Source organism: Enterobacter sp. FUJ80071 (assembly GCF_038739915.1).
GTDB lineage: Bacteria > Pseudomonadota > Gammaproteobacteria > Enterobacterales > Enterobacteriaceae > Enterobacter > Enterobacter kobei.
In genome coordinates this window covers 1,629,733-1,647,778 of record NZ_JBBXKH010000001.1, presented here as the reverse complement: position 1 = coordinate 1,647,778, position 18,046 = coordinate 1,629,733, and the positions used below count along the sequence as shown (strand labels likewise).

19 protein-coding genes are annotated in these 18,046 nt (G+C 54.5%); 13 read left to right on the top strand and 6 right to left on the bottom strand.

Annotation, left to right across the window (positions count from 1 at the left end; all coding sequences use genetic code 11):
• The first annotated feature begins 182 nt into the window (after positions 1–182).
• From AAER43_RS07800 to tusE, 6 genes are all read left to right on the top strand, one after another.
• Positions 183–926, top strand: coding sequence for a fimbrial protein (locus AAER43_RS07800; RefSeq protein WP_032637044.1), 744 nt, complete (start codon positions 183–185; stop codon positions 924–926).
• Positions 927–1,001: 75 nt separating this feature from the next.
• Complete coding sequence (locus tag AAER43_RS07795; protein WP_050862053.1) at positions 1,002–1,508, top strand: CS1 type fimbrial major subunit; 507 nt, start codon at positions 1,002–1,004, stop codon at positions 1,506–1,508.
• Positions 1,509–1,580: 72 nt separating this feature from the next.
• Complete coding sequence (locus AAER43_RS07790; RefSeq protein ID WP_050862054.1) at positions 1,581–4,298, top strand: TcfC E-set like domain-containing protein; 2,718 nt, start codon at positions 1,581–1,583, stop codon at positions 4,296–4,298.
• A 1-nt stretch (position 4,299) separates the two neighbouring features.
• The gene (locus tag AAER43_RS07785) at positions 4,300–5,457 is read left to right on the top strand and encodes a CfaE/CblD family pilus tip adhesin (RefSeq protein WP_032637046.1); all 1,158 of its coding nucleotides are present in this window, start codon (positions 4,300–4,302) and stop codon (positions 5,455–5,457) included.
• A gap of 10 nt (positions 5,458–5,467) precedes the next feature.
• Complete coding sequence (locus tag AAER43_RS07780; protein WP_023332622.1) at positions 5,468–6,019, top strand: LuxR C-terminal-related transcriptional regulator; 552 nt, start codon at positions 5,468–5,470, stop codon at positions 6,017–6,019.
• A gap of 69 nt (positions 6,020–6,088) precedes the next feature.
• On the top strand, positions 6,089–6,418 hold the full coding sequence (tusE, locus tag AAER43_RS07775) for a sulfurtransferase TusE (protein ID WP_008499913.1): 330 nt from the start codon (positions 6,089–6,091) through the stop codon (positions 6,416–6,418).
• Here tusE and yccX read toward each other — a convergent pair.
• Genes yccX through AAER43_RS07760 form a run of 3 tightly spaced genes read right to left on the bottom strand, consistent with a single transcriptional unit; the run spans position 6,415 to position 8,064 of the window.
• A complete protein-coding gene (gene yccX / locus AAER43_RS07770; protein WP_023332620.1) occupies positions 6,415–6,696 on the bottom strand; it encodes an acylphosphatase in 282 nt (93 codons plus the stop codon). The genes tusE and yccX overlap by 4 nt on opposite strands.
• A gap of 11 nt (positions 6,697–6,707) precedes the next feature.
• Complete coding sequence (locus AAER43_RS07765; RefSeq protein WP_032637047.1) at positions 6,708–7,496, bottom strand: AraC family transcriptional regulator; 789 nt, start codon at positions 7,494–7,496, stop codon at positions 6,708–6,710.
• 10 nt (positions 7,497–7,506) lie between these two features.
• Positions 7,507–8,064 carry a kinase inhibitor gene (locus AAER43_RS07760; protein ID WP_050862055.1) on the bottom strand — a complete coding sequence of 186 codons (558 nt, stop codon included), beginning with the start codon at positions 8,062–8,064 and terminating at the stop codon, positions 7,507–7,509.
• Positions 8,065–8,238: 174 nt separating this feature from the next.
• Here AAER43_RS07760 and rlmI point away from each other — a divergent pair, with 174 nt between their 5' ends.
• Both rlmI and hspQ read left to right on the top strand, forming a co-directional pair.
• The gene (gene rlmI, locus AAER43_RS07755) at positions 8,239–9,429 is read left to right on the top strand and encodes a 23S rRNA (cytosine(1962)-C(5))-methyltransferase RlmI (protein ID WP_050862056.1); all 1,191 of its coding nucleotides are present in this window, start codon (positions 8,239–8,241) and stop codon (positions 9,427–9,429) included.
• Positions 9,430–9,489: 60 nt separating this feature from the next.
• A complete protein-coding gene (hspQ, locus tag AAER43_RS07750; RefSeq protein WP_008499919.1) occupies positions 9,490–9,807 on the top strand; it encodes a heat shock protein HspQ in 318 nt (105 codons plus the stop codon).
• Between the two features lie 36 nt (positions 9,808–9,843).
• Here hspQ and AAER43_RS07745 read toward each other — a convergent pair whose 3' ends face one another.
• On the bottom strand, positions 9,844–10,257 hold the full coding sequence (locus AAER43_RS07745) for a CoA-binding protein (RefSeq protein WP_014883259.1): 414 nt from the start codon (positions 10,255–10,257) through the stop codon (positions 9,844–9,846).
• Between the two features lie 173 nt (positions 10,258–10,430).
• On the opposite strand from AAER43_RS07745, the gene AAER43_RS07740 reads away from it, so the two are divergent.
• Complete coding sequence (locus tag AAER43_RS07740; RefSeq protein WP_023332617.1) at positions 10,431–11,093, top strand: DUF2057 family protein; 663 nt, start codon at positions 10,431–10,433, stop codon at positions 11,091–11,093.
• An 80-nt stretch (positions 11,094–11,173) separates the two neighbouring features.
• Positions 11,174–11,632 carry a methylglyoxal synthase gene (mgsA, locus tag AAER43_RS07735; protein ID WP_050862070.1) on the top strand — a complete coding sequence of 153 codons (459 nt, stop codon included), beginning with the start codon at positions 11,174–11,176 and terminating at the stop codon, positions 11,630–11,632.
• 58 nt (positions 11,633–11,690) lie between these two features.
• On the opposite strand, the gene helD is transcribed toward mgsA, so the two are convergent.
• Positions 11,691–13,745, bottom strand: a complete 2,055-nt coding sequence (gene helD, locus AAER43_RS07730) for a DNA helicase IV (RefSeq protein WP_050862057.1) — start codon at positions 13,743–13,745, stop codon at positions 11,691–11,693.
• Between the two features lie 123 nt (positions 13,746–13,868).
• Between helD and AAER43_RS07725 the strand changes: the two genes are divergently transcribed.
• Together AAER43_RS07725 and yccS are read left to right on the top strand one after the other, a co-directional pair.
• On the top strand, positions 13,869–14,315 hold the full coding sequence (locus AAER43_RS07725; protein WP_014883256.1) for a YccF domain-containing protein: 447 nt from the start codon (positions 13,869–13,871) through the stop codon (positions 14,313–14,315).
• A gap of 19 nt (positions 14,316–14,334) precedes the next feature.
• The gene (gene yccS, locus AAER43_RS07720) at positions 14,335–16,497 is read left to right on the top strand and encodes a YccS family putative transporter (RefSeq protein WP_050862058.1); all 2,163 of its coding nucleotides are present in this window, start codon (positions 14,335–14,337) and stop codon (positions 16,495–16,497) included.
• Here yccS and AAER43_RS07715 read toward each other — a convergent pair.
• Entirely contained in the window at positions 16,454–17,080 is a 627-nt protein-coding gene (locus AAER43_RS07715) for a TfoX/Sxy family DNA transformation protein (protein WP_014883254.1), read from the bottom strand. The two genes, yccS and AAER43_RS07715, sit on opposite strands and share 44 nt — an antisense overlap.
• A gap of 217 nt (positions 17,081–17,297) precedes the next feature.
• Between AAER43_RS07715 and sulA the strand changes: the two genes are divergently transcribed.
• The gene (gene sulA / locus AAER43_RS07710) at positions 17,298–17,807 is read left to right on the top strand and encodes an SOS-induced cell division inhibitor SulA (RefSeq protein ID WP_014883253.1); all 510 of its coding nucleotides are present in this window, start codon (positions 17,298–17,300) and stop codon (positions 17,805–17,807) included.
• Positions 17,808–18,046: the final 239 nt, after the last annotated feature.

The window sequence follows — 18,046 nt, the reverse complement described above, 5'->3', positions numbered from 1 at the left end:
CTTAACTATACAACCTTAAAGACAGAAAAGCAGGATAAAAAACTGTATTTAACGAGTTAATTAATACAAATTTTCACAAACCGCTGTTCTGGTTAAAGTTTCCCTGCCCTGAAGCGATACGAAAGCAGACGGTGTCCTGGTGTTAACGCGCCACCGATGAACTCAGAGCAGGCAGGCAGAATGTGAAACAGAAAAAAAGAGTGAACATGACAACCGCCTTTTATGTCGCCGCGCTGTCATTACCATTTTTCTCAGAAATGGCAATGGCCAATATGAGCGTGTACCCGATGGAACTTAACGTGGATAAGTCCGGGGCGGCGCAAATAAAAGTGGCTTCAAAAACGGATGATATTCAGTTCATTCGGGTGAGGCAAAAGAAAATTCTTAATCCCGGCACTGCCGAGGAAAAAGAGATTGATGTGGCCTCGTGGAAAGAAGGTGGCGTTGTTGTGACGCCAGAAAAATTTGCCCTGGCGGCTGGCGCAATGCGCGTCGTTCGTCTGGTATCGCTCACGCCACCGGAAAAAGAGACCACCTGGCGCGTCTATTTTGAAGGGGTAAAGCAACCTGACAGCATTATTCCAGGTCAGGCAGAAAGCGCTGCGGCGAAGGCGACATTGGGCGTCAATGTCATCTGGGGCGCCCTGATCCACCTCGCCCCGGAAAAAAGTGTGGTTTCACTCTCGATAGACCCTCGCAGGGGGACGTTAAAAAACAACGGTACGCTGCGCGTGCCGCTGAGAGAGATCGGTATTTGTGACGCAAATTCGTCGTGTAAATGGATTAAAGAAGACGCGACGATTTATCCAGACACCGAACGGAAATTAAAAACGCTCACAAAGACACAAGGCCATAAATATAAATTCCGCTACTTCAACTGGGTGAATAAAACCGCTGAAGAAGCTGATTTACCCGTCGTGCAATAACACGACGTTACCGTAAAGACCCCAAAGGGTTTGTTTAAAGAGCCAGGGTGCTCATTTGTAAATATGGAGATATCAATGCGTAAGTATTTTAAACCCCTGATGATTGTTGCCGCGATGACCACGTCCGTTAGCGCGCTGGCGATCCAAAAAGATATTACCGTCAACGCCAGCGTTGATTCACAGCTGGATATGACCCAGGCCGATAATACGCCGCTGCCGGCAAGCATCGATATGCAGTACCTGCCAGGCCGCGGTCTGGAAAGCTACCGCCTGAATACCAAGGTATGGTCTAACTCCGCCACCAGCAACTTGAAAGTCCGTCTGGTGAGTGCCGCGAAGCTGGCAAATGCCGACGGTGCTGAGTCCATCCCAATGACGGTGAAGCTGGGCGATAAAACCCTCTCTACCGCCGATGTTGAATATACCGGTACCGAACTGTTCCCGGGGAGCATTGAAAACGGTTCAGCGGTACTGCCGCTGACCATTTCTCAGACCACCAAAGGCATTCTGAAAACCGGTCAGTACAGCGGCGTTGTCAGCCTGATGCTGACGCAAGCGACGACCACGGAAGGCGGTGCGTAACACCACAGCACCTAAGGAATAACGTCAGAGGGTGCCCACCCTCTGACGTCAGGATGATGTCGAGGCTCGTTCATGGCGTTTCACAGAAATACTCTCCTCTTTGTTGCTTTGTTACCCGCTTCCATCCAACTCGCCTGTGCCGGGATGACCGTCCCGGCAGGTTTTGAAGATCTGGCGAAAACCCAGCGCCTGTGGACAGAGGTAAACCTATATGGCGAGTCGCTTGGCCTGTTTGAAACGGATATCACGCTTGAAACGGTCAGTTTTGTCGCACCTGAAACCGTTGTAGCAGCCATCAAACGACGGTTTAACGACGACCCTGCTCTCGTTGCCACCGTGTCTGCCACGCTGGCCGTTCCGCTTGCCCGTAACGGCAACCTGGCCTGCAGCAGCAACAGCTCCGCAGCGGGCTGCGATTACATTGATACCGACCGCGCGGCCATTATCTATGACGAGAATAACGCCCGTATTAGCCTGTTTTTAGACAAGAAATTCCTGCCTAAAGCCACCGCGGAAAATCAGTGGTATCAGCCCACGCAGGACACCGAAAATGCGCTTATCCATCAGCAGAATGTTAATTTTGTTGCCGACAGGGATTATCAGTCAGCCACCGTGCAGGGCAATGGCGCGCTGGCGCTCACGCAGGACGGCTATGTTAACCTCGACTGGACCTGGCTGGGACAGCGTTCAAGGCACCAGCAGCAACAGGAAATCACCGTTAACAATGCCTGGTTCCGCCAGGATATCTTGCGCCAGTACTATGTCCAGCTGGGCGAAATGGATACCCGCGATCTGTTCAGTAATGCCGGTGGAAATATCAACCTCAGCCAGCTGCCGCTGGGGAAAATTCGCGGCGTGCGCGCAGGCTCAACACGGGCGTGGATAAATCCGGTTCAGCAGTCAAAGGGAACCCCTATCACCGTGCTGCTTTCCCATGACGCGCGTATTGATGCCCGCCGTGGCAGTCAGCTGCTGGCCAGCTTTTACCTGAATGCCGGGGCGCAAACTCTCGACACAAGATCGTTTCCGGACGGGAGCTACACCGTCACGCTGTCGGTCTATGAAAATAACCGGCTAACGCGTTCCGAGCAGGTGCCGTTTACCCGAACCGGCATTACGCCATTCGACCGCGTCGAGTGGTTCCTGCAGGCGGGTGAAACCGACAATAGCGATCAAAACGAAGAACCCAGCGCGGTTGCGCAGGCGGGCGTACGCCTGCCCGTCACCGAGACCTTAGCGCTTACCAGCGGAGCAACGATAAAGCAAAACCAGCGCTTCCTGGAAAATGCGCTCGACTGGAGCCGGGGCTTCAACGCGGGCCCGATCGACGGCGTGCTGAGTACCCGGTTTAGCTACCTTTACGGCAGCGAAGGCCAGCGCGGCAATATTCAGCAAATCAGCTACAACGACGGTTTTTCACTGAGCCTCTATCGCAACGCGCTATCAGCGGAAAACTGCAACAACCGAAGCGCCGGGTTTGACGCCGTGAACGGCTGTTATCGCACCCTCTCGGTGATGTTTTCCGTCCCTGTCGGCGCCTGGTATGCGAGCCTCGGCTATTCGGATAACCGCAACGAAGGACGGTACGTTTCACGCCGGGAGCTGCCGGATAGCGACGATCGCCACGATGCGGGTTTGCCGTGGGAATCGGTCTATATGACCCGCTCGCGCTCGCGGGCCTGGCAGGGAGGTCTGAGCAATGCCTTTAGCACCCATGGTCTGAACATTAACAGCAGCGTTAACCTCTTCATGCGCAACGATGATGCCCGCGACGGCAGGGACAAAGGCGGCTACCTGAGCGTGAGCCTGTCCATGGCGCATAACCGTCAGGGTGATGCGTCTAGCTATACCTCTCTGGGGGCGACCTGGCAGCACCAGCAGCGTGAAAAAAATCAGCTGAGCTACAACGTGGCGCATAACTGGTACAGCGATGCACGCGGTGAAAACGAGTACGGCCTTAGCGCATCAGGCATTAACAGCGACTCGCTGAATACCTCAGCCTATACGCGCCAGGGCGGGCGATATGGCAACGGCAGTCTGACCGTCAGCGACGCCTGGGATCGTCAGGACAGACGCCATACGCTGAGCACCAGCGGCAACTACAGCTCGACACTTGCGCTGTCGCGTTCTGGCCTGTGGCTGGGCCGCTGGAGCGACGGACGCCCTGCTTCCGCCGTCGCGGTTAACGTTGCCACACCGACTGATACCCTGGCTCCGAGCGTTGCCGTGTCGCTGGATAACAGCGGGAGCGCAGACATTCCGGGTAATAGCCGCGCTCTCTTCGCCGTACCGGGCTACCAGCAGACCACGTTGACGATTAACGAATCGCTGGATGTATCCCGGGGAGCCAGCAGTGAGATCACGCAAGGTTCAGGCAGCAGAACGCTGTTTATGGTGCCAGGCAAACTGCTGCGTCGGGATGTGCAAACCACCGCAAGCTACACCTGGCTCGGCCAGTTAACCGACGAGCGTCATTCGCCGTTTATCGGTGGTGTGCCGCTGAACGTTAACGGCTGGAGCGATCTCGGCAACGGCGGATTCAGCGCCCAGAGCGATGCACTGCTGCATAACCTCTACCTGGTGCGTCAGCAGCAGTTTTATCAGTGCGAACTCAACGTGAAAAGTATGCGCGACGTGGTGCGCTATGTCGGCTCAATTCCTTGTCGGGAATTAACCTTCTCGGCCCTGCCGGATGCCGTCCAGCAGCAGGCACAGCTGATGCTCGCCGGACGATCGGTACCTGCCGGGCCAACTGCCATGAACGCCGACAACCTCACTAAAGGGAAATGATGTGATGAAGTACCTCTTTATTTTACTGTTGTTAAGCCTGTGGACAGGCCAGACGCTGGCGGGCGCCCCTGCGGGACGAAACACCAGCGTTGGGATCAGCTTCGATCGCACGGCACCGCCTGCACGTTTCGATATCTGGTTGCATGAATCGGGCGGCTTTGACACCGCCGACCCGCAAAAGTGGGGACGTAATACCCTGACCTGTCAGTCCCGGACCGACGCCACGTACGGGGCCTGCATGAACTCTCCGGTCTGGTTCTCGGGTAACCCGGCCGCGCCCTATGCCATCAATTTACGTTTCACGCATGCCCTCACCAGCAAGACGGTGGATATCAAGGTGTATGGCGATCACTACATGTTTATCAACAATAAAGTGTTTACCTTTGCCAGCTTTGTGACAGGCGGAACAGCCACAATTGCTGACTGGAACAGAGAGCCCTACTTCGATTTCTATATTGTGAAAAGCGAACTGGATAAGCTCGCCCTGCCGGGGATCTGGACCGCAACGCTGAAGCAGAACCTGCGTCAATGGGGGAGCGCCGACTGTGGCGGGAACTTCAATGACGTAAACGTCGGATGCCCTGGCTATCTCACTATCGCCAGGTGGCAGGCAAACATTCGCATTGAGGTGGTCGATCCGGGTAATCAGCAGATTTATCTGCCGGCATTTCCGCACTCCACGCCCATCGTTAACCTCAACCTGACTAACTTCCCGGGGCGGCCGGGTGGCAGTGAGATTCAGGGAGAAAATACGCTGGATATGTGCCTGTACGATGGTAAAAACAGCACCAGCACCCGCACCTACCTTCGGTTTGAGGACGACGGACTCGCCTCAGCGGGCCGTACTGAAGGTGCGTTTTCTATCAGGCGACGCGGAGGAAGCCAGACCGATGCGCGGGACCGTCTTGACTATCAGGTCTTTGTCACCCATCCCATCACAGGCGCAACAGACATCGTCGCTAACGGTAAAACCGTGGTCTGGCAAGGGACTAACGATCCGCAGTATCTGCGTCAGGTCGTCCTGCCCGGCGGACGCGAGAGCGTACTGTGCGTGCCAGCCCCTATTATCCTGAAAACCCCTTCATTTACTGCCAGCAGCAAAAATGCCGGGGATTACACCGGCACGCTACGCATTATCTACACACCCAGTACGTTATAAAGAGGCCGCCGTGAATTACGTTATTCTTGATAATAATCGCTTTTATGCCGAAGGTTTACGCTACGCCCTTCTGCGCCGTAACGCTCAAATGCTGGTTGAAAGCGGCGCGGTAACGTGGCGCCATTCGTTATTGGCCTGCGACACCCTCGTTGTGCGCTGCCGCTTTTCCGTCGCCGGGACGCATCAGGCGCTGGTTGAGATTCTGCTTCAGCTGGAGGCCAGCCGCTGGGAAGGAACGCTTTATCTGGTGTGCAATGAAAAAGGCTGGGCGCTGGCCACGCATCTGCGAAAGCGTTTTGCCACGCTGACCTCATATATTATTGATGACAGAATTGCCGTCGCGGATGCAGCGTATCTGCTTGCAAAAGAGCCCCGTCGGGTCCGCAGCCTGAATTGTTGCCTGACGGGCATGGAGTTCAATGTTCTCGACAGGCTGGTTAACGGGCAATCGGTAAGACATGTTGCGACAATGACGCAGATGAGCGAAAAACAGGTCTCGACGTACAAATGCAACGCGTTAAAAAAGCTGAATGCCAACAATCTGCTACAGCTTCTTCTATAGACCGAAGTTTCTCATGCCGCCCCTTCTTTGCTAGACTAGGGGCGGTTTTTACTTTATCGACAGAGCACTATGTTCATTTTTGCAGGCCAGGAAATTGAGACCGATAGCGAAGGCTATCTGAAAGATACCACGCTATGGAGCGAGCCACTGGCGGAAAAAATCGCCGAAAACGAAGGTATCACCCTCTCCCCCGAACACTGGGAAGTCGTGCGTTTTGTGCGCGAATTTTATCTCGAATTTAATACCTCTCCGGCGATCCGCATGCTGGTGAAAGCGATGGCCAATAAGTTTGGCGAAGAGAAAGGCAACAGCCGCTATCTGTATCGTCTGTTTCCGAAAGGCCCGGCTAAACAGGCCACCAAAATTGCTGGCCTGCCAAAGCCGGTGAAGTGCATTTAATAACGAATACTGAAGTTCTCGTATTCCCGGCCGGGTTGATGCGGTTCTGTTAGCACCCTGTCAACCCGCGCGCTGCGCGGGCCACCCGCTTTCAGCCACACCATCAGTTTTTCTACCTGCTTCGCGTCTCCACAGGCGACCACCTCAACGCTGCCGTCATCCATGTTTCGCGCATAGCCCGTGATCCCGAGCTGAAGAGCCTCACGCTGGGTGCTGTAGCGGAACCCGACGCCCTGAACGATGCCGTGAACCCAGGCAATAGTGCAAACTTTTGACATTTTTCTTCTCCTTAACGTAGCGTTTTCGGCAAACAGCCGTAGTGCTGCCGAAAGCGGGCGGTGAAACGAGAACTGGAAAGATACCCACATTGTAATGCGATTTCGCCAATGGGTAATCGGGTCGATTGCAGCTGTGACAGCGCAACGGCCATTCTCACCTCTTCCACGATCTGGCGAAAACTCTGCGACTCTTCACGCAACTTTCTGCGCAGCGTCGGCACGCTTAAGGCCAGACGGCTTGCAATATCCTGCGCAGTCCAGGATCTGGCCGGCGATAGCATGATGAACTGTCGCACCTGCTCAGTCAGGTTACTGCTTCGCTCAATAAGCAGCGGACCTGCCACGCCTTCATGCAGCAATGCCAGCAAAAGACCGAAGGCCTGATGTTTTTGTAACGCCTCCGGTAAATCCTGACGCACGGCGTGCAGCAGGTTATCCCACATAAACGCCAGCCCCTCGCTCAACGGGACACAAAGGGAATGTAACGTCGTGCCCGGCCAGGATTTCAGGTAATGCGCTTTAAACTCGGCCAGGATCTCTGGCGACAACATCAGCAGATCCGATCGAAACATGCCGTTCGCAGGCTGATTAATAATCTCCATTGACGTATTGGCCGGGATAATAATCAGCGCATCCCTCGTTGCCACCAGGCGATTGTCATCCTGAACAATGACCTTACTGCCGTGAGTAATGTGACAAATGGCTGGAAAAAAAAGTTTAACCTGGTGCAGGCGATGCATTTTGCTGGCACTGACTTCGCCCGCCGTCAGCTGTTTATGTTGAAGGTAAAACTCCTGCACCGGGTCATCCTTATCTGCTGTACGTTGCGGTTAACTGCGTTTTTCCCAGAACGTGACTGTTTATCATATAACCGACCAGCGCGCCGCTGGCATTGTTATCAAGGGGCAGTGTGTCCACGTTCAGCGCCCAGACGGTAATCTGGTAACGGTGCGGTTTGTCTCCCTCAGGTGGACATGCGCCGCCAAATCCAGAATAACCGAAGTCATTACGCCCCTGCACCGCGCCAGCGGGTAATTTCTCACTCTTTGGGTTACCCGCGCCCGCAGGCAGTGCCCTTGTTTTCGCAGGAATATTGGCGACTGTCCAGTGCCACCAGCCACTGCCGGTGGGGGCATCGGGGTCATATACCGTGATGGCAAAACTTTTCGTACCGGCTGGCGGATGTTTCCATGCAAGCTGCGGAGACTGATTATCACCGTGGCAGCCAAAACCGTTGAACACCTGCTGTTGCGCTAAACGGTGCTCCCCGGAGATATCCTGACTGGTGATACTGAAAGGCGTTGCCGCTAAAACCTGAAAACTTATCGCCGCCAGAGCGGTTGTTGCTATTACACTGCGCTTTTTCATGGGGGAGTCCTTTGCTGAACGGGAAGCCCCAATGTAAGGCACGCGGCCATACCGTAATGTGCTTAAGCGATTTGATTTTGTGCCGAAACGCTCAAAGGCATCCACAGATGATTGCGACTTGCTGAATGTGATAATCTACGCGCCATTTCCCTGAAATCGACAGAACAGCAAATTATGAGTGTACGTTTAGTGTTAGCCAAAGGGCGCGAGAAATCCTTACTGCGCCGTCATCCCTGGGTTTTTTCTGGCGCAGTTGCCCGCATGGAAGGCAAAGCCAGCCTCGGTGAAACCATTGATATCGTTGACCATCAGGGGAAATGGTTAGCGCGAGGCGCATACTCGCCTGCGTCCCAGATCCGCGCTCGCGTCTGGACCTTCGACAAAGATGAAACCATTGATATCGACTTCTTCGTTCGCCGCCTGCAGCAGGCGCAACAGTGGCGTGAATGGCTGGCAAAGCGTGACGGTCTGGACAGCTATCGTCTGATCGCCGGTGAGTCCGACGGCCTGCCGGGTGTGACCATCGATCGCTTCGGCAACTTCCTGGTGCTGCAACTCCTGAGCGCCGGAGCGGAATACCAGCGTGCCGCGCTGATTAGCGCGCTGCAAACGCTGTTCCCGCAGTGTGCCATTTACGACCGCAGCGATGTGGCAGTGCGCAAAAAAGAGGGCATGGAGCTGACTCAGGGGCCTGTAACGGGCGAACTGCCGCCAGCCCTGCTGCCCATTGAAGAACATGGCATGAAGCTGCTGGTGGATATTCAGGGCGGTCACAAAACGGGCTATTACCTTGACCAGCGCGACAGCCGTCTGGCGACCCGCCAGTACGTCGCCGACAAGCGCGTGCTTAACTGCTTCTCCTATACCGGTGGTTTCGCCGTTTCGGCGATGATGGGCGGCTGTGCGCAGGTCGTCAGCGTAGATACGTCGCAGGAAGCGCTTGACGTGGCAAAACAAAACGTCGAGCTAAACAAGCTGGATTTGAGCAAAGCGGAGTTTGTACGCGACGACGTTTTCAAGCTGCTGCGTAAATATCGCGATCAGGGCGAGAAGTTCGACGTTATCGTGATGGATCCCCCTAAGTTTGTGGAGAATAAAAGCCAGCTGATGGGCGCCTGCCGCGGGTACAAAGATATCAACATGCTGGCCATCCAACTGCTGAACCCGGGTGGCGTTCTGCTGACGTTCTCCTGCTCCGGTCTGATGACCACAGATTTATTTCAGAAAATCATCGCCGATGCCGCAATAGATGCTGGTCGTGATGTACAATTTATAGAGCAGTTCCGTCAGGCAGCCGATCATCCCGTGATTGCTACCTACCCGGAAGGGCTGTATCTGAAAGGGTTTGCCTGTCGCGTCATGTAACTTGAAAAGAGAAATATTGACCACACATAACGTGTAAGTCGTATTTCCCGGGAGGTGACTATGATTGCCAGCAAATTCGGTATCGGCCAGCAGGTCCGCCACACTTTGCTAGGGTATTTGGGTGTGGTCGTCGATATCGACCCGGAGTATTCCCTTGATGAACCGTCAGCAGACGAGCTGGCGGTTAACGCCGAGCTTCGCGCTGCGCCCTGGTACCATGTGGTGATGGAAGGTGACGACGGACAACCCGTTCATACCTACCTTGCCGAAGCGCAGCTGAGTAGTGAGTTGCAGGAAGAGCATCCGGAGCAACCTACGATGGATGAACTTGCTCAGACCATCCGTAAACAGCTACAGGCTCCGCGCCTGCGGAACTAAGCGTGTAAAAAAAGCCCGATAACGGGCTTTTTTTTATTATTTCGCCAGCCCCAAACGGGGGATCTCAATCGCCGGGCATCGGTCCATGACCACCTTCAGACCCGCTTCACGCGCCAGCACGGCCGCCTGCTCGTTAATCACACCCAACTGCATCCACAGGGTTTTCGCCCCGACGGCAATAGCATCCTGCGCTACGCCCCATGCGGCCTCGGAATTACGGAAGACATCGACCATATCAATTTTTTCGGGTACGTCAGCGAGCGTCGCATACCCTTGCTGGCCCAGCAACGTTTTCCCCGCCACTTTTGGCGAGACCGGGATGACGTGATAACCCTGATCGAGAAGGTATTTCATCACCCGATAGCTGGGACGATCGGGTTTATCGCTCGCGCCCACCAGCGCAATGGTCCGCGTGGATGTCAAAATCTCAGCAACATCATTCTCTTTCATGGTTTTTCTCCTGGCTTTTTTAAAAGTGTACGCCAAAGCGCACATCTCAACCATCCATCCCATACAGATGCATGAGGGCAAAACGGCAAAATATGTCTATATGTTAGTAAACGTGATTATCGAAAAATTTAGATACATTAATGCGGCGACAGTATGTCTGACGGGAGCCTCCTATGAAAACCGGTATTGCCACGGCTCTGATTGCGTTAGTGATGCCGGTTTGCGTATTTGCTACCACGCTTCGGCTCTCTGGCGACATTGATCTTCTGGTACTGGACGGAAAAAAAGTGTCCAGCTCATTATTACGCGGTGCTGACAGCATCGAATTAGATAACGGCCCCCATCAACTGGTCTTTCGGGTAGAAAAATCGATCGGCCTGGCTAACCATGAGCAACGACTGTACATCTCGCCGCCGCTGATTATCAGCTTTAATACCCGGCAAATCAGTCAGGTGAACATTACCCTGCCTCGCCTTGAAACAGAAAAGGAATCGGCGGCCTTTGACGCGTCGCCGCGCATTGAACTGCTGGACGGCGATGCGATGCCGATCCCGGTGAAGCTGGATATTCTGGCATTAACCACGTCCCCGAAAGGCCCGGATTACGAGGCGGCTACGCAGGTTTATAACAAAGCCGGTAAACGCGCCTCCCTTCCGCAGTTTGCCACCCTGATGGCCGACGACAGTACGCTGCTTTCCGGCGTATCAGAACTGGATGTTATCCCGCCTCAGTCCCAGACGCTGACGGAACAGCGCCTGAAATTCTGGTTCCAGCAGGCCGATCCCGACACGCGGGCCCGATTTTTACAGTGGGCAAAGCAACAACCTTCATCCTAAGCCACATTTTTTTCGCCTGAGGCTTGCAGCGTCAGGCGCTTCCCGTCATCGTGTAGTCAGTTAACCTGATGGATATGATTATGGAACTGACAACACGCACGCTGCCTGAACGCAAACACATTGCACTGGTGGCGCACGATCACTGTAAACAAATGCTGCTTAACTGGGTGCACCGCCATCAGTCTTTGCTGGAAAAGCATGCCCTTTCAGCGACCGGCACCACCGGAAACCTGATCCAGCGCGAAACGGGTCTGGAGGTCAATGCGATGCTGAGCGGCCCGATGGGCGGCGATCAGCAGGTCGGCGCGCAGATTTCCGAAGGGAAGATTGACGTGCTGATCTTCTTCTGGGATCCGCTGAACGCGGTTCCGCACGATCCCGATGTTAAAGCCCTGCTGCGTCTGGCGACGGTGTGGAATATTCCGGTGGCGACAAACCTCTCGACGGCGGATTTCATCATCGAATCACCGCAGTTCAATTCGCCGGTTGATATCCTGATTCCGGACTATCAGCGTTATCTTTCTGAGAGACTGAAGTAGCTTTTTTGCCGGGTGGCGGCTTCGCCTTACCCGGCCTACCCATCCTTGCCCGTCGTCGCTACGGCTTTCTCGCTACCGGCACATCAATACTCTTCAGAATATCGACAAACACGGATGGCTCCGGTTTATTGAACAGCAGCCAGACGCGGTGACGTGCGCGCGTCATTGCCACATATAGCAAACGTCGCTCTTCGGCATCCGGGAAGTCTTCCGGCACCGGCAGTAGGGCCTGTTCCATCACCGATTCACGGGCCGGAGCCGGGAAACCGTCGCTGCCCTCTTTCAGCCCCATCACAATCACATAATCGGCCTGCTGCCCTTTGCTGGCGTGAATGGTCATAAATTCAAGCTGCAGTTTCGGCCAGCGGGTAGCTGCTTTTTCCAGCGCTGCAGGTTTAAGGTGATGATAACGCGCCAGCACCAGAATACGCTCATCGGGCTTCGCATAGCCGCTGAGCTTGTCCAGCAGCGGTTCCAGCTGGTCATCCGCCAGCAGGGTGACGGCTTTTTTATCCCCAGGCCGCAGGCTGTTAAGCGGCTTGGTCAGCTGATGCGGGTTTTGCTGGATAAAACGGTTGGCGATTTCACCAATCCGGGCGTTGAAGCGATACGTGGTGTCCAGATCGCTGCGATCCCCTTCACCAAAATAGTGGTGGAACGCGGTCGTGAGTGAAAGCTGTGCGCCGCTGAAGCGATAGATAGCCTGCCAGTCATCCCCCACCGCAAACAGCGAGGTATGTTTATTTTGCGCCCGTAGCGCACAGAGCAGTGCTGCGCGCTGGGGTGAGATATCCTGAAACTCATCCACCAGAATATGTTTCCACGGACTGACAAAACGTCCTTTCTCAAGAATGACGATCGCCTGATGGATCAAACCGGAAAAATCGACGGCATTTTCCGCCTTCAACGCGGCTTTCCAGGCTTTTAAGAGCGGTGCCATCAGTTTGACCCGCTTCGAAAATAGATCGCGGATCCCCTCTGGCGCACCTTCAATCATTTCAGCCTGTGAGCCACCGTGCATCCGCATCAGGCTGACCCAACGGTCAAGACGCGATCCCAGCCGACGCGCCAGTTTATCATCCTGCCAGAAACTGCCTTCCGGCACTGCCCAGTTGAGCTCCTCTTCCAGCCACTGACGCCACCCTTTCGCCTGCGCTTTTTTCTCACTGCACTGCTGACGCCACGTTTTGATAAACAGCGCCTGGCGCGCCTGCGTGTCGTTTTCCAGTTTACTGACAGAAGGCACTTTTTTACTGCCCTGCTGAATGATATGCAGCGCAAGGGCATGGAAGGTTCTGGCAGTAATATCCCGGGTATGCAGACGTTGCTGAATGCGTTCGTCCATCTCCTCGGCAGCCTTACGGCCAAAAGCCAGCAGCAGAATCTGATCGGCAACCGCTTCGCCGGTCGTCAGAAGCCAGCCTGCACGCGCCACCAGTACCGACGTTTTGCCGCTTCCTGCCCCCGCGAGCACCAGCAGCGACTGCTCGCCATTGACCACCGCGCGAGCCTGCGCAGGGTTGAGCGGCGAAGATTCCACCGTACTGAAAAAGTCGGCGTACTGGGCCAGCATGGCATCTGTCCAGGCCTGGTTATGCGCCAGCCGACTCTTATCCCTATCGTTCAGCCAGGCCTGACACTGACGCCAGGCGTCGCGACAGTTGTCGAACTCATCAAGACGCGTTACGGCAATCGGCAGGGCCGAGAGAGCCTGGCGAATCTTTTGCTGCAGCCCGGCAGTCTGCTGGCGGGTCAACCACGTTTGTTGCGCGTTGCTCTGGGCGATCTCGTCCAGCACCTGGTGCAGAACCTGGGCGGCAATCACGCTCATGTCGTGACTCCACTGCTGCCAGCGGGCGTTCAGGTGGTGATGAAAACGCTGGGTTTCCGCCCACTCGGTGCCGTGAAGACGCACGACTTTATCGTCTGGCAGAACAAACTCCAGCTCACCCCATACCAGCCCACGCTTACAGTGGATGGCCAGAAGCTGATTAAACGGAATAAGGTATTCGTGGCGTTCTCCGGAGACTTTCACCCCGGCGTTGAGCAAAACAACGCTGTCATAAGGGTGTTGCGCCAGGCGTTTGCCTAATGAAGTTGCTTTCAGTTCCATGTCCCGCCAAATCCACGAAGAGATAATTTACCTGACAGTTTAACTGCCAGTTTTAAGGTGCTCCAGCCTAAAAAAACGTTACAATCATTGGGCGTTAATTTTATCGAAAGGAAGTGAGGGTTTATGCGTACCGTTCTGAATGTGTTGAATTTTGTGCTGGGCGGTTTTGCCACCACCCTTTCCTGGCTTTTTGCCACACTGGTGAGCATCGTCCTGATTTTCACACTCCCCCTGACCCGCTCCTGCTGGGAAATCACCAAACTCTCGTTAATCCCCTACGGTAACGAAGCCATCCACGTTGACGAACTGAATCCGGAAAGTAAGAACGCCCTGATGAACACGGGGGGAACCCTGCTGAACATTCTGTGGCTGATTTTCTTTGGCTGGTGGCTATGCATCATGCATATTTTTGCCGGTATTGCACAGTGCATCTCAATTATTGGGATTCCGGTAGGGCTCGCGAACTTTAAGATCGCCGCCATCGCCCTTTGGCCCGTCGGGCGCAGAGTTGTTCCGGTTGAAGTGGCCCAGGCGGCGCGTGAAGCGAACGCACGCCGTCGTTTTCAGTAAATAAGGACTGGCCGCGTTTATGCTAAGCCCACTGCTTCGCCGTTATACCTGGAACAGTTCCTGGCTTTACAACGTCAGGATTTTTATCGCGCTTTGCGGCACGGTAGCCCTGCCGTGGTGGTTGAATGACGTCAAACTCACCATCCCGCTCACGCTGGGGGTGGTGGCCGGGGCGCTTGCGGATCTGGACGATCGCCTGGCCGGTCGTTTGCGTAATCTGGTGATTACGCTCGTCTGCTTTTTTATTGCGTCAGCATCCGTTGAGTTGCTCTTCCCCTGGCCGTGGCTGTTTGCACTGGGCCTGACGCTTTCGACCAGCGGGTTTATTTTGCTGGGTGGACTGGGGCAGCGCTACGCCACCATCGCCTTCGGCGCCTTACTGATCGCCATCTATACCATGCTGGGCGTATCACTTTACGACCAGTGGTACCAGCAACCTCTACTGCTGTTGCTGGGCGCCATCTGGTATAACCTGCTGACGTTAACCGGCCATCTTATCTTCCCGGTTCGCCCGCTGCAGGATAACCTTGCCCGTAGCTTTGAGCTGTTGGCCCATTATCTGGAACTGAAATCCCGGCTGTTTGACCCGGATATTGAAGAAGAAAGCCAGGCGCCGCTTTACGATCTGGCGCTGGCAAACGGTCAGCTGGTCACTACCCTTAACCAGACGAAAGCCTCGCTGCTTACCCGTCTGCGCGGCGATCGCGGTCAGCGTGGAACGCGAAGAACCTTACACTACTATTTTGCCGCCCAGGACATTCATGAACGCGCCAGTTCCTCGCATGTTCAGTATGCCGCCCTGCGTGAAAAGTTTCGCTACAGCGACGTGATGTTCCGCTTCCAGCGACTGCTGTCCATGCAGTCCCTGGCCTGCCAGCAGCTCTCGCGATCCATTCTGCTGCGCACGCCCTATCAGCATGACCCCCGTTTCGAACGGGTGTTTAGCCATCTTGATGCGGCGCTCGATCGCGTTCAGGCCAGCGGAACTTCACCGGAACATATCAAAGCGCTGGGTTTTCTGCTCAACAACCTGCGGGCTATAGATGCTCAGCTGGCGACCATCGAATCCGAACAGGCGATGGCGCAACCGGGTAATGATGTGGAAAATCAGCTAGCTGATGACAGCGTACATAGCTTTAGCGATATGTGGCTGCGGCTGAGCCGCAACTTTACGCCAGAGTCGGCGCTCTTTCGCCACGCGGTGAGAATGTCTCTGGTGCTATGCGTCGGTTATGCCTTTATCCAGATAACCGGTTTGCAGCATGGCTACTGGATCCTGCTGACCAGTCTGTTTGTCTGCCAGCCAAACTATAACGCCACCCGACACCGCCTTGCGCTGCGTATTATCGGTACGCTGGTCGGTGTCGCGATTGGACTTCCCGTGCTGTACTTCGTGCCTTCTGTTGAAGGGCAACTGGTGCTGATTGTGATTACCGGCGTGTTGTTTTTCGCGTTTCGCAACGTGCAGTACGCTCATGCCACCATGTTCATCACGCTGCTGGTGCTGCTCTGCTTTAACCTGCTGGGTGAAGGGTTCGAGGTCGCCCTGCCTCGCGTGCTCGATACCCTGATCGGCTGTGCGATTGCCTGGGCAGCGGTGAGCTTTATCTGGCCGGACTGGCGTTTCCGTAATTTACCGCGGGTGTTAGACAGGGCATTGAACGCCAACTGCCGATACCTGGATGCCATCCTTGAGCAGTACCACCAGGGCCGCGATAACCGTCTGGCTTATCGGATAGCCCGCCGCGATGCGCACAACAGTGATGCTGAGCTGGCCTCGGTTGTCTCTAACATGTCAACGGAGCCTCGTGCCACGGCCGAGATGCGTGAGACGGCTTTCCGGTTGCTCTGCCTCAACCATACCTTCACCAGCTATATTTCCACGCTGGGTGCCCACCGCGAGAAACTGGTCAACCCGGGCATACTCAACCTGTTGGATGACGCGGTCTGCTACGTCGATGATGCACTGCATCACCGGCCAGCCGATGAACCGAAAGTGAGACAGTCGCTGGATGAACTGACTCAACGTATCGCGCGTCTTGAGCCTGGAAACGACAGCAAAGCGCCGCTGGTGCTACAGCAGATTGGCCTGCTTATCGCTCTGCTGCCAGAAATTTGCCGGTTACAACAGCAAATCGCTACCTGGAGGAGTGATTCTTCTGTGGCTCAGGCAGCGCATTAAACCACTCCGTCAACTCCCGGCGAATGCCTGCCGGGAGTGCCGCCTCATGCAAACCCTCAATAGCCCCCTCAAGGGCAAAGAGCACTTTAATACCGAGTGCCCTATTTTTAGCCCGCATTTTCAACCAGCACTCCCTGGCACCCAGCGCCCGCAGCGTCTCTTCGTTAGTAATGCCCGCTTCGAAAAGTAATACCTCAAGCTGAAAAGTCAGGTTTGGCAGATCTTTAAGCCGGTTTCGTTGATGGCGCTGACAGCGCTCTTTCCTCGCCGCATTGAGCGCGAAAGAGGAGAGCTGAAGCAGCCGTTCCCTGTCTTGCCACAGTCCATCATCGACACGGTAATAGTTGAGAAGTACCGGGCGGCCTCGTTTCATCAACGTCAAAAAAGAGGCGGCATTTTTTACACAGTATTTTGCGCTTTCTTCACACGCGCGAAGGTACAGCTCGCCATCTGACACCATGGCAAAAACCGCGTCATCTACCGCCAGGGTATAGCCACCGAACAGGGCGCGATGATGAATTTCTCCTAGCGGTGAGAGGTATTCCTGGGATTGATAAATCCGTTCATAAGATATCTTTTTCATGATATTTCCCTTCTAAATCATAAGGTAACAGCGAAATTTCTTACTAGCGGATCCGTTAGCAGGAAAATAGGCAACTTAGCGCCGTTGAGCAAGATGATTTTTCGAGGGGCATCAACATTGAACGAATTTTGCGAGTCGCTTTCCGAAAATGAGGTTGATCTTTATGCATACAGGGGTTACTGTATATCCATACAGTAACTACAGGGCTGGAATGAATATGTACACTTCAGGCTATGCAAATCGCTCAACTTCTCTCTCCTCTACCGCGGGCACTGTCGCGCACAACACCGTTGGGGGTGTTTCGACGGGGCTTATTAGTGAAGTGGTTTATCGTGAAGACCAGCCTCTGTTGACCCAACTCCTGCTACTGCCTTTATTACAGCAGCTTGGTCAGCAATCGCGCTGGCAGCTCTGGCTGACGCCACAGCAAAAATTGAGCCGTGAATGGGTTCAGTCCGCAGGCCTGCCGCTGGCTAAGGTGATGCAGATTAACCAACTCTCTCCCTGCGATACCGTTGAGTCTATGGTTCGCGCGTTGCGCACTGGAAATTACAGCGTGGTGATCGGCTGGTTACCCGAAGAACTGACGGAAGAGGAACATTTTCGTCTGACTGAAGCGGCTGAAGAAGGGAATGCGATCGGGTTCATCATGCGCCCGGTTCGTCCAGATTCTTATCGCAGAGGACAACTTTCTGGGCTAAAAATTCACTCAAATTTGTATCATTGAGCGAAATTAAGATTTTTCCTGGAATTTTTTTTGACCGCAAGATACGGATTTAGTTCCCGGCGTCAAAATTGCGGCAAGGCGCGTCTGGAGCGGTTCTCCTTAATTTTACTGCACAAAATTCGTTCTAAAAATGTTAAATAATAGGTATACGGAACTTTTTTTTTCATATGCCTGACAGACTTCACACTTGTAAGTTTTCAGCTACGTTGTAGACTTTACATCGCCAGGGGTGCTCGGCC

Bases quoted from the DNA above. Each gene is read 5' to 3' on its own strand.
- rlmI (WP_050862056.1), top strand. From the start codon at position 8,239: ATGAGTGTACGTTTAGTGTTAGCCAAAGGGCGCGAGAAATCCTTACTG.
- mgsA (WP_050862070.1), top strand. From the start codon at position 11,174: ATGGAACTGACAACACGCACGCTGCCTGAACGCAAACACATTGCACTG.
- yccX (WP_023332620.1), bottom strand. From the start codon at position 6,696: ATGTCAAAAGTTTGCACTATTGCCTGGGTTCACGGCATCGTTCAGGGC.
- AAER43_RS07795 (WP_050862053.1), top strand. From the start codon at position 1,002: ATGCGTAAGTATTTTAAACCCCTGATGATTGTTGCCGCGATGACCACG.
- hspQ (WP_008499919.1), top strand. From the start codon at position 9,490: ATGATTGCCAGCAAATTCGGTATCGGCCAGCAGGTCCGCCACACTTTG.
- yccS (WP_050862058.1), top strand. From the start codon at position 14,335: ATGCTAAGCCCACTGCTTCGCCGTTATACCTGGAACAGTTCCTGGCTT.
- AAER43_RS07790 (WP_050862054.1), top strand. From the start codon at position 1,581: ATGGCGTTTCACAGAAATACTCTCCTCTTTGTTGCTTTGTTACCCGCT.
- helD (WP_050862057.1), bottom strand. From the start codon at position 13,745: ATGGAACTGAAAGCAACTTCATTAGGCAAACGCCTGGCGCAACACCCT.
- AAER43_RS07725 (WP_014883256.1), top strand. From the start codon at position 13,869: ATGCGTACCGTTCTGAATGTGTTGAATTTTGTGCTGGGCGGTTTTGCC.
- AAER43_RS07740 (WP_023332617.1), top strand. From the start codon at position 10,431: ATGAAAACCGGTATTGCCACGGCTCTGATTGCGTTAGTGATGCCGGTT.
- AAER43_RS07715 (WP_014883254.1), bottom strand. From the start codon at position 17,080: ATGAAAAAGATATCTTATGAACGGATTTATCAATCCCAGGAATACCTC.
- tusE (WP_008499913.1), top strand. From the start codon at position 6,089: ATGTTCATTTTTGCAGGCCAGGAAATTGAGACCGATAGCGAAGGCTAT.
- AAER43_RS07745 (WP_014883259.1), bottom strand. From the start codon at position 10,257: ATGAAAGAGAATGATGTTGCTGAGATTTTGACATCCACGCGGACCATT.
- AAER43_RS07760 (WP_050862055.1), bottom strand. From the start codon at position 8,064: ATGAAAAAGCGCAGTGTAATAGCAACAACCGCTCTGGCGGCGATAAGT.
- sulA (WP_014883253.1), top strand. From the start codon at position 17,298: ATGTACACTTCAGGCTATGCAAATCGCTCAACTTCTCTCTCCTCTACC.